13 protein-coding genes and 1 pseudogene are annotated in these 14,705 nt (G+C 55.2%); 3 read left to right on the top strand and 11 right to left on the bottom strand.

Going from position 1 to position 14,705, the window contains the following annotated elements; all coding sequences use genetic code 11:
- Positions 1-52: 52 nt before the first annotated feature.
- The 5 genes from DW349_RS16030 to DW349_RS16010 form a co-directional block, all read right to left on the bottom strand.
- Positions 53-574 carry a hypothetical protein gene (locus DW349_RS16030; RefSeq protein ID WP_108124192.1) on the bottom strand — a complete coding sequence of 174 codons (522 nt, stop codon included), beginning with the start codon at positions 572-574 and terminating at the stop codon, positions 53-55.
- A 75-nt stretch (positions 575-649) separates the two neighbouring features.
- Positions 650-1,102 carry a response regulator gene (locus DW349_RS16025; RefSeq protein ID WP_108124191.1) on the bottom strand — a complete coding sequence of 151 codons (453 nt, stop codon included), beginning with the start codon at positions 1,100-1,102 and terminating at the stop codon, positions 650-652.
- A 12-nt stretch (positions 1,103-1,114) separates the two neighbouring features.
- Entirely contained in the window at positions 1,115-2,815 is a 1,701-nt protein-coding gene (locus tag DW349_RS16020) for a putative bifunctional diguanylate cyclase/phosphodiesterase (protein WP_108124190.1), read from the bottom strand.
- Entirely contained in the window at positions 2,812-3,255 is a 444-nt protein-coding gene (locus DW349_RS16015) for a response regulator (RefSeq protein ID WP_108124189.1), read from the bottom strand. Before DW349_RS16015 ends, DW349_RS16020 begins: the two co-directional genes overlap by 4 nt.
- Positions 3,245-4,897 carry a sensor histidine kinase gene (locus tag DW349_RS16010; protein ID WP_108124188.1) on the bottom strand — a complete coding sequence of 551 codons (1,653 nt, stop codon included), beginning with the start codon at positions 4,895-4,897 and terminating at the stop codon, positions 3,245-3,247. The genes DW349_RS16015 and DW349_RS16010 overlap by 11 nt, the downstream gene beginning before the upstream one ends.
- A gap of 343 nt (positions 4,898-5,240) precedes the next feature.
- On the opposite strand from DW349_RS16010, the gene DW349_RS16005 reads away from it, so the two are divergent.
- Entirely contained in the window at positions 5,241-6,605 is a 1,365-nt protein-coding gene (locus tag DW349_RS16005; RefSeq protein ID WP_108124187.1) for a hypothetical protein, read from the top strand.
- Between the two features lie 61 nt (positions 6,606-6,666).
- Here DW349_RS16005 and DW349_RS16000 read toward each other — a convergent pair whose 3' ends face one another.
- From DW349_RS16000 to DW349_RS15975, 6 genes and pseudogenes are all read right to left on the bottom strand, one after another.
- Positions 6,667-9,786 (bottom strand): efflux RND transporter permease subunit, encoded by a 3,120-nt coding sequence (locus DW349_RS16000; protein ID WP_108124186.1) that lies wholly within the window; start codon positions 9,784-9,786, stop codon positions 6,667-6,669.
- Positions 9,786-10,997: an efflux RND transporter periplasmic adaptor subunit gene (locus DW349_RS15995; protein ID WP_108124185.1), complete on the bottom strand. Its 1,212-nt coding sequence runs from the start codon at positions 10,995-10,997 to the stop codon at positions 9,786-9,788. Before DW349_RS15995 ends, DW349_RS16000 begins: the two co-directional genes overlap by 1 nt.
- A gap of 42 nt (positions 10,998-11,039) precedes the next feature.
- The gene (locus tag DW349_RS15990; RefSeq protein WP_108124184.1) at positions 11,040-11,486 is read right to left on the bottom strand and encodes a GbsR/MarR family transcriptional regulator; all 447 of its coding nucleotides are present in this window, start codon (positions 11,484-11,486) and stop codon (positions 11,040-11,042) included.
- 122 nt (positions 11,487-11,608) lie between these two features.
- Positions 11,609-11,983, bottom strand: coding sequence for a YkvA family protein (locus tag DW349_RS15985; protein WP_108124183.1), 375 nt, complete (start codon positions 11,981-11,983; stop codon positions 11,609-11,611).
- A gap of 222 nt (positions 11,984-12,205) precedes the next feature.
- Positions 12,206-13,075: pseudogene (locus DW349_RS15980) on the bottom strand (carbon-nitrogen hydrolase family protein); the annotation flags it as partial.
- 129 nt (positions 13,076-13,204) lie between these two features.
- Positions 13,205-13,513: a hypothetical protein gene (locus DW349_RS15975; protein WP_108124181.1), complete on the bottom strand. Its 309-nt coding sequence runs from the start codon at positions 13,511-13,513 to the stop codon at positions 13,205-13,207.
- 127 nt (positions 13,514-13,640) lie between these two features.
- Here DW349_RS15975 and DW349_RS15970 point away from each other — a divergent pair, with 127 nt between their 5' ends.
- Together DW349_RS15970 and DW349_RS15965 are read left to right on the top strand one after the other, a co-directional pair.
- The gene (locus DW349_RS15970; protein ID WP_108124180.1) at positions 13,641-14,312 is read left to right on the top strand and encodes a putative 2OG-Fe(II) oxygenase; all 672 of its coding nucleotides are present in this window, start codon (positions 13,641-13,643) and stop codon (positions 14,310-14,312) included.
- 13 nt (positions 14,313-14,325) lie between these two features.
- Entirely contained in the window at positions 14,326-14,697 is a 372-nt protein-coding gene (locus tag DW349_RS15965; protein WP_108124179.1) for a nuclear transport factor 2 family protein, read from the top strand.
- Positions 14,698-14,705 lie beyond the last annotated feature (8 nt).

Below are 14,705 nucleotides of genomic sequence, written 5' to 3'. Positions count from 1 at the left end.
GCGGGGCGTTTACCCAGGCTTGACCGAAGGTGTGGAGTGGTTAGGGCGTCAGTTAGTTGGCGCCGTGGAAACGCCAGCCTCGGAAGTCGTCGTTGTCGGCCAGTTGCAGGTCGAACAGGATGCGCGCTTCGCTGTCGCTCAAATCGGTGATCTCAACCGAGCGCGTCAGCACCGACTTATTCACCATGATGTGCTTTGGCAGTGTAATTTCGCCGGCGGCCACGCTGAATTCACCACTGATGTCTTCCAGGCGAATGCCACGACCATCGCGACGGATGTCTTCACGCTTCACAAAGCGGTAGTCGCCCGCAGGCAAACGGCCCACAACGGCGTAGGTGCGGCCTTCGTCCACCGTCATGCGCTGACGGAAGATTTCACCGGTCGCCAGGTTTTCCGTGCTGAAGATGTAGTTGTATTCCAGCTCGGCTTCGCCGCGCACAATGATGTCTGTGCTGAACACCAACATGCCTTCGTCTTCGCCCATATAAGGGGCAATCGTTGGGTTGCTGCTGCAACCGGTCAGAACCAGAACAGCCAACAGGGTGCTCAGACCCAGCGCTTTCACAATCGACATAATGCTCTTCCAGAAGGTAAACACAGCGGCGAAGCATACCTCAGCAACTGCGCCGTTTCAGTGCTAAACGTAACCTTATTCGAGATGGGAAGCGGGTGGCAGGGTGACGACGTCGAACCAGTAATTGTCCATGGTACGAATCAGCTCGCGCAGGCCGTCAAAACGCAGCGGGAAGCGCAACACTGAGTTGGCGCCAAACTGGTACAACAACCGACGTTGTGTCGGGTTGTCGCCTTCCATCAATATCACCAGTGGCACGCTGCGCCAGCGGGGTAAAAGCCGCAATTCTTCCACGGTGCGGCGGCAGCGCTCGCTGTCACCCAGGTAGGCAATCAAGCACAGGTCGATGCGTGCCATCGGCTTGGCTTCCACGCCGGGGCCTAAGGCCGACGCCTGATACTGGTGCATATCGGTGAAGGTATGCAGAAGATGATTGAGTTGGTAACCCGCCAGCGCTTGCTCAATATGCTGCGCCAGAGCAACGTCCTCAGTCAGCAACAGCAGATGGCGATGACGGAAAGCGGGCATGACACAAGTCGCTCAGTGGTTCGACAGCCGGGGCTCGAGTTCCGCCAATGGCATGGGTCGGTAGAAGTGGTAACCCTGAAAATACCGGCAACCTTGCTGACAAAGCAAATTCACCTGTTCATTGGTTTCCACACCCTCGGCGACAACTTCCAGATGCAGGCCGTGCGCCAGCGACAAAATGGATTGAGTGATGGCCGGTTCCGACAGTGACGCTTCGCCATTGCCACTGACAAAGCTGCGGTCGATCTTGATGCGGTCCAGCGGCAGATCGCGCAAATAGCGCATCGATGAATAGCCGGTGCCAAAATCGTCAATGGCAATGCGCACGCCGGCGTCTTTGATCTTCTGCATCATCTGTCGGTACGACACACCGCTGTCGATAAACACCTCTTCGGTAAGTTCAATTTCCAGATCACCCGGAGCCAGTTCATGGTGCCGGACGCAGTCGAGCAAGTGGTCGACAAAGCCATTGAACTTCAATTGTCGTGGCGACACGTTGATCGACATCGGCACTCGAATGCCGGCTTTTCGCCAACGGCTGATGATCGAACAGGCGGTTTCAATCACCCATTGACCGATGGGCACGATCAATCCACAACGCACCGCAACGGGAATAAATTCGTCCGGCGACACCAGTTCGCCATCGCTGCGTCGCCAGCGGATCAACGCCTCCAAGCCGGCGATTTGTTGTGAGTCGATGTCAATTTGCGGTTGGAAAAACAGTTCGAATTCGTTATCGGCCAAGGCGTCACGCAACGCCTTTTCCAGTTCCAGACCGCGCATCAATCGCGCCTGTAAATGCTCGGTGAAAAAATGGTAATGCCCTGGGCCTAAAGCCTTCGATTCATACAACGCCATGTCGGCCTTTTGCATTAATTCAATTGGTAATTCACCATTTTCCGGATACAGGGCAACACCGATGCTGACCGATACATCGAGCGTTGTATTGCTGACCGGTGCCGGCCGGCATACCTCTTTGCAGATGTGTTCCACAATCTGGCTGACGTCTTCGGGGGAATTAATGCCATCGAGCAAAACCGTGAATTCGTCGCCACCGATGCGCGCAACAAAATCACTTTTACGCACCGAGCGTTTCAGCCGGTCGCCCACCAGCGTTAACAGCAAATCGCCGATGTGATGACCCAGGCTGTCGTTGACGTCTTTAAACCGATCCAGGTCCATAAACAGTACCGCCAACTGGCTGCTGCTGCGCGATGCCCGAGCGATTGCCAACTCCATGTGTTCTTCAAACAACACTCGGTTTCCCAGGCCGGTTAAATGGTCGCGACGCACTAACTCGGCAATTTCCAGCTCAGCCGATTTTCGCTCCAAGGCGTGACGAATTGTGCGATCCAGAAAGGCGGTGCTGAGATCGTCTTTGGGAATGAAATCGGCCGCGCCTTGCTTCATCAACATGTCGTCCAGTTCCGGCGCGTTGGTGCCGGTCATCACAACAATCGGCTTGGTGCAGTGAATTTCGCGGGCCTGATTCAATACATCCAGGCCCGAATGTTCACCTAAAAAATAATCCAGCAACAAGATGTCAAAATCGCCATCAACAAGGGCGTCGGTCGCCTGTGCCAAAGTGGTCAGATGACGTACTTGATAATCCGCGCGATCGCTGTTGCGCAAGGCCGTTTTGATCAATAAAAAGTCCTGGCTGTCGTCTTCGACCACCAGGGTACGGATGGATTTTTTGAAATCGACTGTCATACGTCCGACCTCACTTCGCCAAACCAATAGCGATAAACAGTGCTGAGAATTTTATCCAACGCTTGCGGGTCGTCCGGTTTGCAAATGTAGGAGTTGGCACTTAATTCGTAACAACGGCGAATGTCGTCCGGTGCTTCCGACGTGGAGAAAACAAGGATGGGCAGCTCAGCCCAGTCTGGATTGTTTTTTAATCGTTCCAGACATTTGCGGCCGTCGAGCCTGGGCATATTCAGATCGAGAAAAATAATCAGTGGCGGCGTTGAAGGTGAAACGTCCGTTGGAAAATTGCCTTGCTCGAGATAGGCGAACAAGGCATCGCCGTCGTAGATACTGACCACTTCCAGCGGTAAGTCAGCACGGCGGACCGCCGTTTTTACCAGCAAAATATCTTCCGGGTCGTCATCGACCATCACCAGTGTTCGCTTCGTCTCAGCCGTCATTGGAGGCCTCCACCGGTTGTTGCCGGATCGGTAATTCGATAACGAAGACAGCACCTTCCTGGTCGCGTCCGCTCGCAATGATAGTGCCGCCGTGTCGATCAACGATCTTGCGGCAAATCGCTAAGCCCATGCCGGTGCCGGGGTATTCCGAGCGGCCGTGCAGACGCTTGAAGACTTCAAAAATCTGCTCGTTATAGCGTGGGTCAAAACCAATGCCGTTGTCGCTGATGGTGATGCGGTAACGATCCGTCGACAGGCTTTCACCTTCGATTTGTACTTCCGGGGCGCGTTCTTTATGGCGGTATTTCAGGGCATTGCTAATCAGGTTTTGCAGCAGTTGTCGCAACTGACTGCTATCGGCGTCCAGCGTACCCAGTTCGCCGACGATCAAAGTGGCTTGAGTTTCTTCGATGGTGAGTTGAAGGTCAGCCTCAATCTGTTCGACCAGATCGGCCAGGTTGGTTTCGGTAAAAGTACGGCCGTGCGAAGTTACCCGGCTGTACGACAACAGACTGTCCAAAAGCTCTCGCATCCGTTCGGCTGCTCCGACGATGTAATGCGTGAACTCTTCACCCTCTTCGGTGAAGTTGCCGTAATCTTCGCTCATTAACAGACGTGAGAACGAAATGATTTTCCGCAACGGCTCGCGCAGATCGTGCGAGGCAATAAACGCGAATTCTTCCAGTTCTTTGTTGGACCGTTCCAGTGCCGCGTTGTGTTGTTTAATGCGTTGTTCGTAGCGGCGTCGTTCACTGACATCGACAATGGACGCAATGATTTCACGACCTTCGCTGCCACTGACCGGGTTCAATCCGATTTCCACCGGCACGGCGGTTCCGTCCTGACGCAAACCGAATAAATCCTGACGGTCACCCATCATCCGTTTAACCGGCGTCGCACTGTAATGCGCGCGGCGCAGGCGATGGTCGGGGCGGTCGTTACGCGGTACCAGTTCTTCTACACTGCGGCCGATTAAATCGTCGTAGCGGAAAATGTTGTTGGCTGTAGCGTTGGATTGCAAAATTTCGCCGCTGGGCGACACCACAATCATGCCGTTCGGTGCCGACTCGAAAATACTTTCCAGTCGTTGCCGCATACGGTTGGCAGCCCGTACTTCCGACTCCAGGGCATTTTTGGCTTTTTCCAATTCTTCGGTGCGCTTGGCAACGGTTTGCTCAAGCGATTCATTCAGCGCGAAAATTTCCTGTTCGGCGCGATGACGCAACGCCATCTCTTCATTTAGCGCTTCGTTCTGTTGTGCCAGCGTCAGCGGACTGGGAATTTCCAGGAATTTGGGAATCAACGGCCACAGCATGACAGCGGTAACGGCCGATACAGCAGCGGTGACCAGTTTGATAAAACCTTCGAGATAATACTGGCCGTTCCAGATATTCCAGATGGTAATCAAATGGGTGGTGCCGCAGGCGACAATAAAGAGCGCAAACAGTTTGAACATCCAACCGAATTCAAGGTTGGGTCGGCGTCGCCACAACATCAGTAACGCCAGCGGAATGGAGTAGTAGGACAGTGCAATCAGCAGATCGGAACCGGCGTGTAAAAACAATAAATCCGGTCGCCATAAAAAACACATGCCGTGCGGCATGAATTGAATGTCCTGAACGTAGTTCAACCAAGTGGACATAAACACTCCTTAGACGCCCACAGCGCATCCTGCATCGCCTGCTTCAGCAATGGCAGTTTCCAGACAGACAAGCACCGGGCGACCACCAACATCACTCAACAAACATATCCAAAAACCCGACGTCCACGCACTTCTGTGAAGAATGCATTGCCCGGAGTCTAGTCAGAGGTTGCGCGGTTTTCCAAAGTGACTGAAAAATGGCTCGTACGTTGATCGAAGTCAGCCAATAAAGCGGACAGATGCGACACCTTTTTTTGAGTCAAAGCACGGTGTAACGCGTTGCAGACCTGACTGAGTGCATCCGTTATGATCGCCGTCCTGAAAATGGACAGAGCAGGCAGACATGCGGAATAAATCACTGGCGGTATTCGTAGCGTTTTACGCCGTCACGCACGCCTTAATGGCGTTTACTTTGGAAAGCTCGCTGCACTCGGGCGATGTACGGCTCTATTACCGCTTCGCCGTCGATACGCTGCATTCCATAGTGGATTTTTCGTTGTTTTCTGGCGGCTTTGCTATTGAGTACCCACCACTCACCGCTCTTTTTGTAACGCTGCCGTTGTTCCCGGCCAAGCTGTTTACTGGTGGAATCGAATTTTCAGCCTGGCTGGTGTGGTTCAAACTTCTGTACCTGAGCATCGATTTATTAATGTTGGGCTGTGTACTCAAGGTAATAAAAAAAATGAAACGGCCTGAGTGGGAAAACTGGCTCAGTTTGGTGTCGCTTTATCTGGTGTCGCTGCTGTTGATGACATTGTATTTCGACCGGCTGGATTTATTGCTCGGCGCTTTAATCTTCATCGCTGTGTTGTCTGCGCAGCGGCGTTCTGTATGGCCCTGGTTCTGGCTCTCGGCGGGCGTCTGTTTCAAAGTGATTCCGGTTTTATTGGGGCCGGTGTTTCTGTTGTTTGCGATGGCGCAAACTTATGCGCAACGACAAGATGCATCGGTGCAAAGCATTGTTGTTCGGGAAACACTTCACGCAGCAATGTGGTGCGTGATGTTTTGCGCACTGTTGGTATTGCCATTTTATCTGCTCTGGGGTGCCGATCTGTTTGCGTTTTTGGGCTACCACAGCGAACGCGGTGTGCAATTGGAATCGATCTACAGCAACGTTATTTTATTGGCGCACTCGGTGTTCGGACTGGCAGCCGAGGTTCAGTTTAATTTCGGCTCGTTCAATACAGTATCGCCCTGGTCGGACACTTTGCTGGCTTTGAGTTCGTTGGTGTTGTTGCTGGCATTGGCAACCAGTTACGGCATCGCTGCTTTGGTGTTATGGCGCGATGTAAACAGCGGTGCTTTTGCTCAGTCGGATGAATCATTGCGGCGGTTGGCAACGCTGGTTTGCCTGTTGCTTCTTGCGGCCATTCTCAGCGCCAAGGTGTTTTCACCGCAGTATTTATTGTGGTTGGTGCCGCTGGTGATGTTGGTCGGTTTTCAGTCGCGTTCGGCTTGGCTCTTTCAAGGTTTGTGGCTGCTGGCGTGTGTGCTGACGGTACTGATTTATCCGCTGACTTACGAGCGTGATTTCGTGCAGGTTGGTTTGGCGGTGCAACGCGATGGGCAAACCATTTGGCCGGCGCCAACGTTGTTGGCAACGCTGTTGCTGACGCTGCGTAATGGGGCTTTGGTCGTTGCGTTAGTGGCGTTAATTCGAATGTTTTTTACGGACGAAAGACGTCGTAACTCGTCGGCGTCAGTTTGATTGTTTTCCGCCTGACTCATAAAAAAACCCGGCCTGTGCCGGGTTTTTTATTTATTGAAACTCAGACGTGATGTTCCTCTGCGGACTTGGGTAAGAAACGTCGCGCAAAAATGGCGAACTGATCGATGTAGGTCAGCACCACCGGCACCACCACCAGAGTAAGAATGGTGGAGCTGATCAGACCGCCGATGACCGCGTGCGCCATCGGCGCATTCTGGCCGGCACCTTCGTGCAGGTTCAGCGCCAGTGGCAGCATGCCGAAGATCATCGCCAAGGTGGTCATAATAATCGGGCGGAAACGCGTCATGCCTGCTTCGACCAGCGCATCGTATAAGTTCAGGCCATGCTCGCGGCCCTGGTTGGCGTTGTCGACCAACAGGATGGCGTTTTTAACCACCAGACCCATGAGCATGATGAAGCCGATGATGGAGTAAATGTTCAACGTACTACCGCCGACCAGAAGGCCGACCATGACGCCGATCAACGCCAGCGGCAGTGACGCCATGATGGCGATGGGTTGCAGGAAGCTGCCGAATTGCGACGCCAGTACCAGATAGATAAAGACGATGGCCAGCAACAATGCCTGGCCCGCCGAGGCGGCAGTTTCGGCCAGTTCTTCGGCGTCGCCGCCCATGGAAATGCGATAGCCGCTGGGCAACGCCATGGCGTCGATGGCGGCCTGGATTTGCGGTGTAACTGCACCCAAAGGTACGCCAGCGAGGTTGGCGCTGAGCGTGACCTGACGCGACAAATCGAGGCGGCTGATTTCCGACGGCCCGGTCGATTCTACGATGTCGGCCACCTGATCCAGACGCACTACGCTGGCGCTGCCGGTGGCACCACTCTGGCTGATCGGCAACCGCGCCAGGCTTGCCACATCGCTGCGCAATTCCGGTGGCAGTCGTACCACCAGCGTGTGGTTTTCGCCGCTCGGTGACGTCCAGTCGGCGACTTCGGTGCCACCAACCAACGGCTGCAAGGTGGCGCCAATTTGTTGCAGGCTGACGCCCAGATCGCTGGCCGCTTCGCGGTTGATGCGAATGCCGATAATCGGCTGTGCCGCGTTCAAACTGGATTCAATATCGGTAATGCCATCGATGTCCGCCATGCGTTGGGACAACTCATTAGCCAACCGATCCAGCGTGACAAAACTGTCACCGTACAGATTCACCTGCACTGGTGCAGTGACGCCGCCGCCAAAGCCGCCGGCGGCACCGACGCGAATGGCGACACCGGCCACCTGCTTGAGCGCTTCGCGCACTGGAATGGTCATGTCCTGCGGCGACCGGTCGCGTTCATTTGGATCGCTCATCGACACCAGAATGGACGCGCTGGTTTCACCGCCTTGCGACCCGGCGCCGGCGTTGATGGTGGTGTAGGTGCCGGTCACTTCCGGGAACTGTCGCAGGATGGCGTTCACCTGCCGAACCTTGGCGGAGGTGTAGTCGAGATTGGAACCGTCGGGCGTTTCAACATCGACCTGGAATTCGCTGTTATCAACCGAGGGTGCAAATTCAAAACCCACCATGGGCGCCAGGAAAAAGCTGCCGACGAAAGCAAAGAAGGCGATCAACAAAGTGGAAACGCGATGCCGCAAACTCCACTTCAGTATGCTGCGATAACGTTGGCGCAATCTGTCGAACCAATTGTCGAATTTTTCCACCGCGCGACCGAGAAAACCGCGCTTCACGTTCGGGTCGGTTGAGGGGTCGTACCAGACGCTCGACAACATGGGATCGAGAGTAAAGGCGACGAACATGGAAATCGCTACCGCGACTGAGACCGTCACACCAAACTGCAAAAAGAAACGACCGAGAATGCCGTCCATAAAGGCAACCGGCAGGAAGACGGCGATGATCGACAAGGTTGTCGCCAGTACCGCCAGACCAATTTCGCGCGTGCCATCGAGCGCGGCCTGTTTGTGGCCTTTGTTCATGTGCAGATGGCGCATGATGTTTTCACGCACGACGATGGCGTCGTCAATCAACAAACCGACCGCCAGCGACAGCGCCAGCAACGTCATCATATTGAGTGTGAAACCGAGGAAGTGCAGTGCGGTCATGGTGCCAATGATGGAGATCGGCAAGGTTAGACCGGTGATCACCGTCGAGCGCCAGGAGTTCAAAAACAGGAAGACAATCACTACAGCCAACGCCGCACCTTCCACCATCATATTGCGAACGGTGTGGAAGGATTGTTCGACGGGTTTGGCGTTGTCGCGCACCACATCAATGTGCACGCCATCGCGCGCCAGTTCCTGTTCGAGTTTGGCGATTTCCTTGCGCACGTTGTCCGCCACTTCGACGGTATTGGCGCCCTGGGTTTTTACGATGTCGATGGCCAACGCCTGATCGTCGTCGAGCAGCGCAAGACTGGTTAATTCCGCCAATCCCGGCACGATGGTAGCGACGTCACCGAGGTACACCGGCTGGCCGCCCTGACGTCCGATAATCAATTTCAAAAACTCATCGAGCGATTGAATGCGACCTTCCACCTGAATGGAGGTGACTTCGCGATCCTGGCGAATCGACCCGGCCGGCAGGTTGGTGTTTTCCTGATTCAATGCCGCCACTACTTGGCCGATGCCAACGTTAAACGCCGCCAGTTTTTCCGGATCGACCAGTACGTTGATCTGGCTCGATTGTCCACCAACAACGGTGGCGTTTCCGACGCCTTGAATGATCGACAAACGTTGGGAAATGGTGTCTTCGGTGAGCGTGGTCAGCTCGCCGGTGGTCAGTTCGGACGAGCTGACCGACAGCGACATGATCGGAAACGCCGCTGGATCAAAACGCCAGATCAGCGGATCGTTAGCGCCTTCCGGATAGGAGGCGGTGACCGTCGCCATACGGTCGCGCACGTCTTGCGCGGCGCGGTCGGAATTCACCTCCAGGTCGAACAGAATCACCACCAGAGCCTGGCCCTGGCGCGCGGTTGATTGGATCGAATCGATGCCGTTGATGGCGTTCACCGCGTCTTCGATCGGCTCAATAATGTCGTTCTCGACCGCCTCGGGCGAGGCGCCAGGGTAAGCAGTCACAACAGCGATGACCGGCACGTCGATGTCCGGCATTTGCTCAATCGGCAGACGCTGGTAGGAATAAAAACCAAACACCAGAATGGCGACCATAATCATGGTCGCAAACACGGGTTGGCTGACGCTGATTCGGGTCAGAAACATCAGTTCGTCTCCATCAGGCGAACCCGGTCGCCTGCCTTCAATTCTGGCAACGGCGCGGCAATGTAGGACACGCCCTGGTACAGCCCCGAAGTGATTTCAAGACGCGCACCGTTTTCCCACAGCGCACCGGTTTCAACGGCGGTGCGTACCAGTTCGCCGTTATCAATTGTCAGCACGTATTGGCCCTGGTTGTCTTCGCGCACTGCATCGACCGGCACGGCTAAACCCTGGGCGCGTTCAGCCACAACAATTTCGACGCTGGCAAACATGCCACCGCGCAAACGTTCCTGCGGGTTGGGTACGCGCACATACACCGCAGCGGTGCGAGTGCCATCGGCCGCCACCGGGTTAACGCGATCGACGGTGCCGTTAAAGCGTTCACCGCTGATGCCATCGACCTGCACCAAGGCCGTCTGGCCCGGCTGGATTTGATCAATCGCACGCAACGGCACGTTCGCAGACACTTCCATTGACGACAGATCGACCAGCGTCATCAAAGGCGTGCCGGTGGAGACGTACTGACCGACCTGCACCGAACGGCTGGCAATGCGACCGGCCGTCGGCGCGACCACAATGGCGTCGGCCAGCGCGCGTTCGGCTGCGCGCACGGCTAATTGTTGCGCATCAAGATTGGCCTCCAACGCAGCCACCTGTGCGCGTTGCGATTCAATGGACGACGCCGGTGTTAACCCGCGTTCGCCCAACGAACGATCACGCGCCAACTGGCTGCGGGCCAGCGCCAGATTGGCTTCGGTGGAGCGGGCGTTGGCGCGTTGCTGTTCCAACTGAGTGTTCAGATCGTCGGTTTCCATAATCACCAGACGATCACCCGCCGCCACCGCATCACCCGCGCGCACCAGCACTTGCGCCACCGGTGCGTTCACCCGTGAAGACAACTGAGTGGTCGCCAACGGGCTGATGGTGCCGGTTACGCGAACGCTCTGGCGCAGCAACATTGGCGCCGCGGTACCCACTTCTATCGGGTTCAATTGCAGCACGGATGTATCGGCATCGGCCGCTGCGGTGTCGTCTGCTTTGTCGCCACCACCGAGCACCATCATCAGTACGATGGCGACGACCACGACCGCCAACACAATCCAGGGCCAACGGCGGCGTGGCAATTTAATGCCCTGACGGAGCGCATCGGCCCGGCGCTTTTCGCGGCGGCTCATGGCCCACTCGGGCTTGTCGTCGAGATGTTGGTCGGACATGGTGATTTACCTGATTAAGTGAGGGTTGCTGGCGCCGAAGCGTCAGTCCATTTCCGGCAATTGATCGAACATTTGCCGAGCGGTTTCAGCAGAAATTCGGAACACTTTTGCCAGACCACGAATGCGTTCTTTAGCGCCGGACGGGCCTTCGGGCAGCAGGGTTTCCATGGTTTCGAGTTCTTCGGCGCGCACCAGAAAACGATCGGTCATGGTGCGGCTCATCTGCCGATACAGATCCGGCACCAGGGCATAACCGTCCTGGCGATTGCCGTGTTTGACGTGCTCAATCACGCCGCGGCTGGCCAGCCGGCGCGCATTGGTACTGGCGCTGGCTTTGCTGATCTCCAGCCGCTGCGCAAATTCATTCAACGTCAGCGCCCGGCCTTCCACCAGCAACAAACCAAACATACGCCCGCCAATGCGCGGCTCGCCGTCGGCCTGACTCATCAGGCCCATTAATTCCACAAAATCGTCGTAGGTGTTTGACATGAGATACCTCTGGAGAGCCCAAAGGTAGGGGTGGGCTATCGTTCAGTCAATACTGAACGATGGGGCCATAAGTCATGATTTGCGGGCGCTGTAGCGAATGGAAAAGAACGAACCGTTGTGAATCAAAACCGCCGCATAACAAAATCCACCAGCCAAGCCGCTGCGGCAACCCAGAGTACCAGGATGATCACGCCAGCAGTTTTGCTGGCGCTGATCGGGCCGACTTCGGCGGCGCGTTCGGTGCATTCGAGGCGTACCTGATCGGGGATCATGCGGTCGACCAGCCATAGGCCGATCGGGACCAGAATCAAGTCGTCGAGCCAGCCGATGACGGGGATGAAATCGGGAATAAGGTCGATGGGCGATAGCGCGTAGGCGACGACGCCCAACCCCAGTGCCCGCACGTACCAGGGCGTGCGGGTATCGCGTACCGCCAGGTACAACACTACGAGACGGGTTTTCATCGCTGTGGCGAATTGCTTCAGTTTTTGCAGCATCACAGGGCTCGCTTCGTTGCGAAAAGGTGGATTGCAATCGGGTCCAGTCCAGCTTCCTGCTGTCGTTCTGATTGCAAATAAAGGTTTGGCCCGGCCCAGGCGACTGTTGCGCTGCAACCCATTAACAGAACGGCACTGCGAAGAATTGGCTTCAACATGGGGCTGTTCCTTGTGCGTAAACGGTTGTGGCTGGGCAACCATGCCGGCCCATTTTAATTGGGCTTATTTTTGACCGCGCCGCTGCAAGCTGAATAAATCGGTGCGACGGTCTTTCAGGTTGGTGACTGAGCCTTTATTACGGACAATTTTCAGCCGCGAAAAATCGACGTCTGTATAAAAAATTATTTCTAAATTAGGTGTGGTTTCGTGCAGCACGGCATCCTGCGGAAAACCAAAATCCGATGGGCTGAATACGGCCGATTGCGCGTACTGAGTATCCAGGTTTTCGATGGATGGCAAGTTGCCGACGCTGCCGCAAATGACCACATAACATTCGTTTTCGATGGCGCGTGCCTGGGCGCAATGGCGTACGCGCAGGTAGCCATTTTTGGTGTCGGTCCAGAACGGGACGAACAATATATCCATATCGTCATCAGCTAACAGGCGCGACAGCTCAGGGAATTCAACATCGTAACAAATCAGCACGCCGATGCGGCCAGCATCGGTTTGAAAAACGGCCAAATCGTTACCGCCTTCAATTAACCAATCGCGTTTTTCTTGTGGCGTTATGTGCAGCTTGGCCTGGCGTTCATGGGTGCCGTCGCGGCGGAATAAATAAGCGACGTTATAGAGCCGTTGGTCGTCGCCTTCTTCGACCATTGAGCCACCAATGATGTTGATGTTGTAACTGACTGCCAGGCGCGACATGGCGGTTTTGAAGGCTTCGGTGTGTGTGCCGAGAAAACGAATGGCGGCAACCTGATCGCTCTGGTCGGTCAAGCCCATCAAGGGCGCGTTAAATAATTCGGGAAAGATAACGAAATCGCTTTGGTAACCCGCCAACGCCCGCACGAAATGTTCGACCTGTTGCAACATGGCATCGACCGATTCGACGGCACGCATCTGCCATTGCACCACACCCACCCGTGCTTGAGAGCGGTTGTGCTCCACCGTTGCGTTGGTCGATTCAGAAAGCATGCCCTGCTGCTCCAATCAAATGGCGACTGCCGTTATTGAACTTTGGGCATTGTAGCAACGATGAAGCACGCGACGACAGCGCCGTTAGTTCGCCTTCAGCAGCCAGAGAATGGCGCAGATCTGGACGACAATAAAAGCCACAGAAACGATGTTGGCTCGTTTCGCCAATCGATGATAAAGGGCATGCCAGAGCGTGCCGATCAACGCAATAGATGCCAACGGTGGCAGCCAAAATAATCCCAGCATCATAAAAGCGGAGGTTGGCGGTGTGGATTCATAACCGGCCAGCACCAATGGGCTGAACGCCAGAATCAAAATCCAGAACGGCAGGCTGCACAGCAAGGCGAGGTGCGCCAAGACGGGTAATACCCAGGGGCGTTTTTGTTGTGTCATCGGAGGATGTCCTCAAGGTTCCGCCCAGACTAGCCGCCGTTGTGGCGCACAACAAGCTTGTTGTTCGAAAACAGCCGGGGCCGCTACACTGCGCCCAACCGAACCGACGATTGCCCACCGAGCCAAGATGACCGATTCACTGATCACCGATGCCGCCACCATTGAACATTGGCCCACCTGGACCACCGATTTGTTCATCGCCACCCAGCCCATTCACGAGCTGATAAAAGCGCCGGTGCTGCACGCCATTCACGCGCATCGCCGACAGGCGCAAACGGCCATTGCCAGCGAGGTAGCGGTAACCGCCAAACACGGTCTGTTTGAAAGCGAATTGGATTATCTCGATGGCGCCAACGCCGACTTACAAACCCTGAAACAGGTGCTGACGGATTTAGTGCTCGACTGCGCCACCAGCGTGAACCAGGCGCATTGGCCCGACGATGCCGAACCCCAGGCAGAGATTATAGAAAGCTGGTATCACCTGACCGAAAACGGTGGTTACCACGACGCCCATTCGCATCCGAACTGTTCCTGGTGCGGTATTTATTGTCTGGAGCCGGGCGAGTCAAACATTGAAACCCGCAACGGCGTAAACCGCTTCTACGACCCGCGCCACAACGCCGCCCATTATATGGATGCCGGCACGGCTTATCTGGATAACCACGGCTTTTGGGACGTCGCGCCAGTGGCCGGTCAGGTGGTGATTTTCCCGTCGTATTTAAAGCATTCGGCGTTGCCGTATTTTGGTCAGCAACAGCGGGTGGTGTTGGCGTTTAACGCTCAGGTTCATTTGTTTTAAAAAAGGGATTGTGATGACGCTGGAATTACTATTGAAGGAATACGAAACGGCTCTGGGTTCGCAGCAATGGAAAAACGTAGAACCTTTTTTTCATAACGATGCCTGTGTGACTTTTGCGAACGGAACTTTTAAAGGCAAGGCTGAACTTCGCGACATCTTTGAGCAGAATTTTCTCAGCATTCAAGACGAACACTATTCAATCACTAACCTGCACTGGGCGTATCAAGCGGAAACTTCTGCCGTTGCACTGTATGAATTTCATTGGGAAGGCGTGATTGATGGCGAGCGCGCTTCCGGTGGAGGGCGAGGTACCAGTGTGCTGGTGAATGAGGACAATCGTTGGTGGATCGTCAGCGAGCATTTAGGACCATTTGCGGACGGCTGAGGAGTTTT

Origin of the sequence: Saccharospirillum mangrovi (assembly GCF_003367315.1) — a bacterium.
Taxonomy (GTDB): Bacteria; Pseudomonadota; Gammaproteobacteria; order Pseudomonadales; family Natronospirillaceae; genus Saccharospirillum; species Saccharospirillum mangrovi.
The sequence above is the reverse complement of the archived record's forward strand: the minus strand, read 5'-3'. Positions and strand labels throughout refer to the sequence as shown.

Bases quoted from the DNA above. Each gene is read 5' to 3' on its own strand.
- DW349_RS16030 (WP_108124192.1), bottom strand. From the start codon at position 574: ATGTCGATTGTGAAAGCGCTGGGTCTGAGCACCCTGTTGGCTGTTCTG.
- DW349_RS16025 (WP_108124191.1), bottom strand. From the start codon at position 1,102: ATGCCCGCTTTCCGTCATCGCCATCTGCTGTTGCTGACTGAGGACGTT.
- DW349_RS16020 (WP_108124190.1), bottom strand. From the start codon at position 2,815: ATGACAGTCGATTTCAAAAAATCCATCCGTACCCTGGTGGTCGAAGAC.
- DW349_RS16015 (WP_108124189.1), bottom strand. From the start codon at position 3,255: ATGACGGCTGAGACGAAGCGAACACTGGTGATGGTCGATGACGACCCG.
- DW349_RS16010 (WP_108124188.1), bottom strand. From the start codon at position 4,897: ATGTCCACTTGGTTGAACTACGTTCAGGACATTCAATTCATGCCGCAC.
- DW349_RS16005 (WP_108124187.1), top strand. From the start codon at position 5,241: ATGCGGAATAAATCACTGGCGGTATTCGTAGCGTTTTACGCCGTCACG.
- DW349_RS16000 (WP_108124186.1), bottom strand. From the start codon at position 9,786: ATGTTTCTGACCCGAATCAGCGTCAGCCAACCCGTGTTTGCGACCATG.
- DW349_RS15995 (WP_108124185.1), bottom strand. From the start codon at position 10,997: ATGTCCGACCAACATCTCGACGACAAGCCCGAGTGGGCCATGAGCCGC.
- DW349_RS15990 (WP_108124184.1), bottom strand. From the start codon at position 11,486: ATGTCAAACACCTACGACGATTTTGTGGAATTAATGGGCCTGATGAGT.
- DW349_RS15985 (WP_108124183.1), bottom strand. From the start codon at position 11,983: ATGCTGCAAAAACTGAAGCAATTCGCCACAGCGATGAAAACCCGTCTC.
- DW349_RS15975 (WP_108124181.1), bottom strand. From the start codon at position 13,513: ATGACACAACAAAAACGCCCCTGGGTATTACCCGTCTTGGCGCACCTC.
- DW349_RS15970 (WP_108124180.1), top strand. From the start codon at position 13,641: ATGACCGATTCACTGATCACCGATGCCGCCACCATTGAACATTGGCCC.
- DW349_RS15965 (WP_108124179.1), top strand. From the start codon at position 14,326: ATGACGCTGGAATTACTATTGAAGGAATACGAAACGGCTCTGGGTTCG.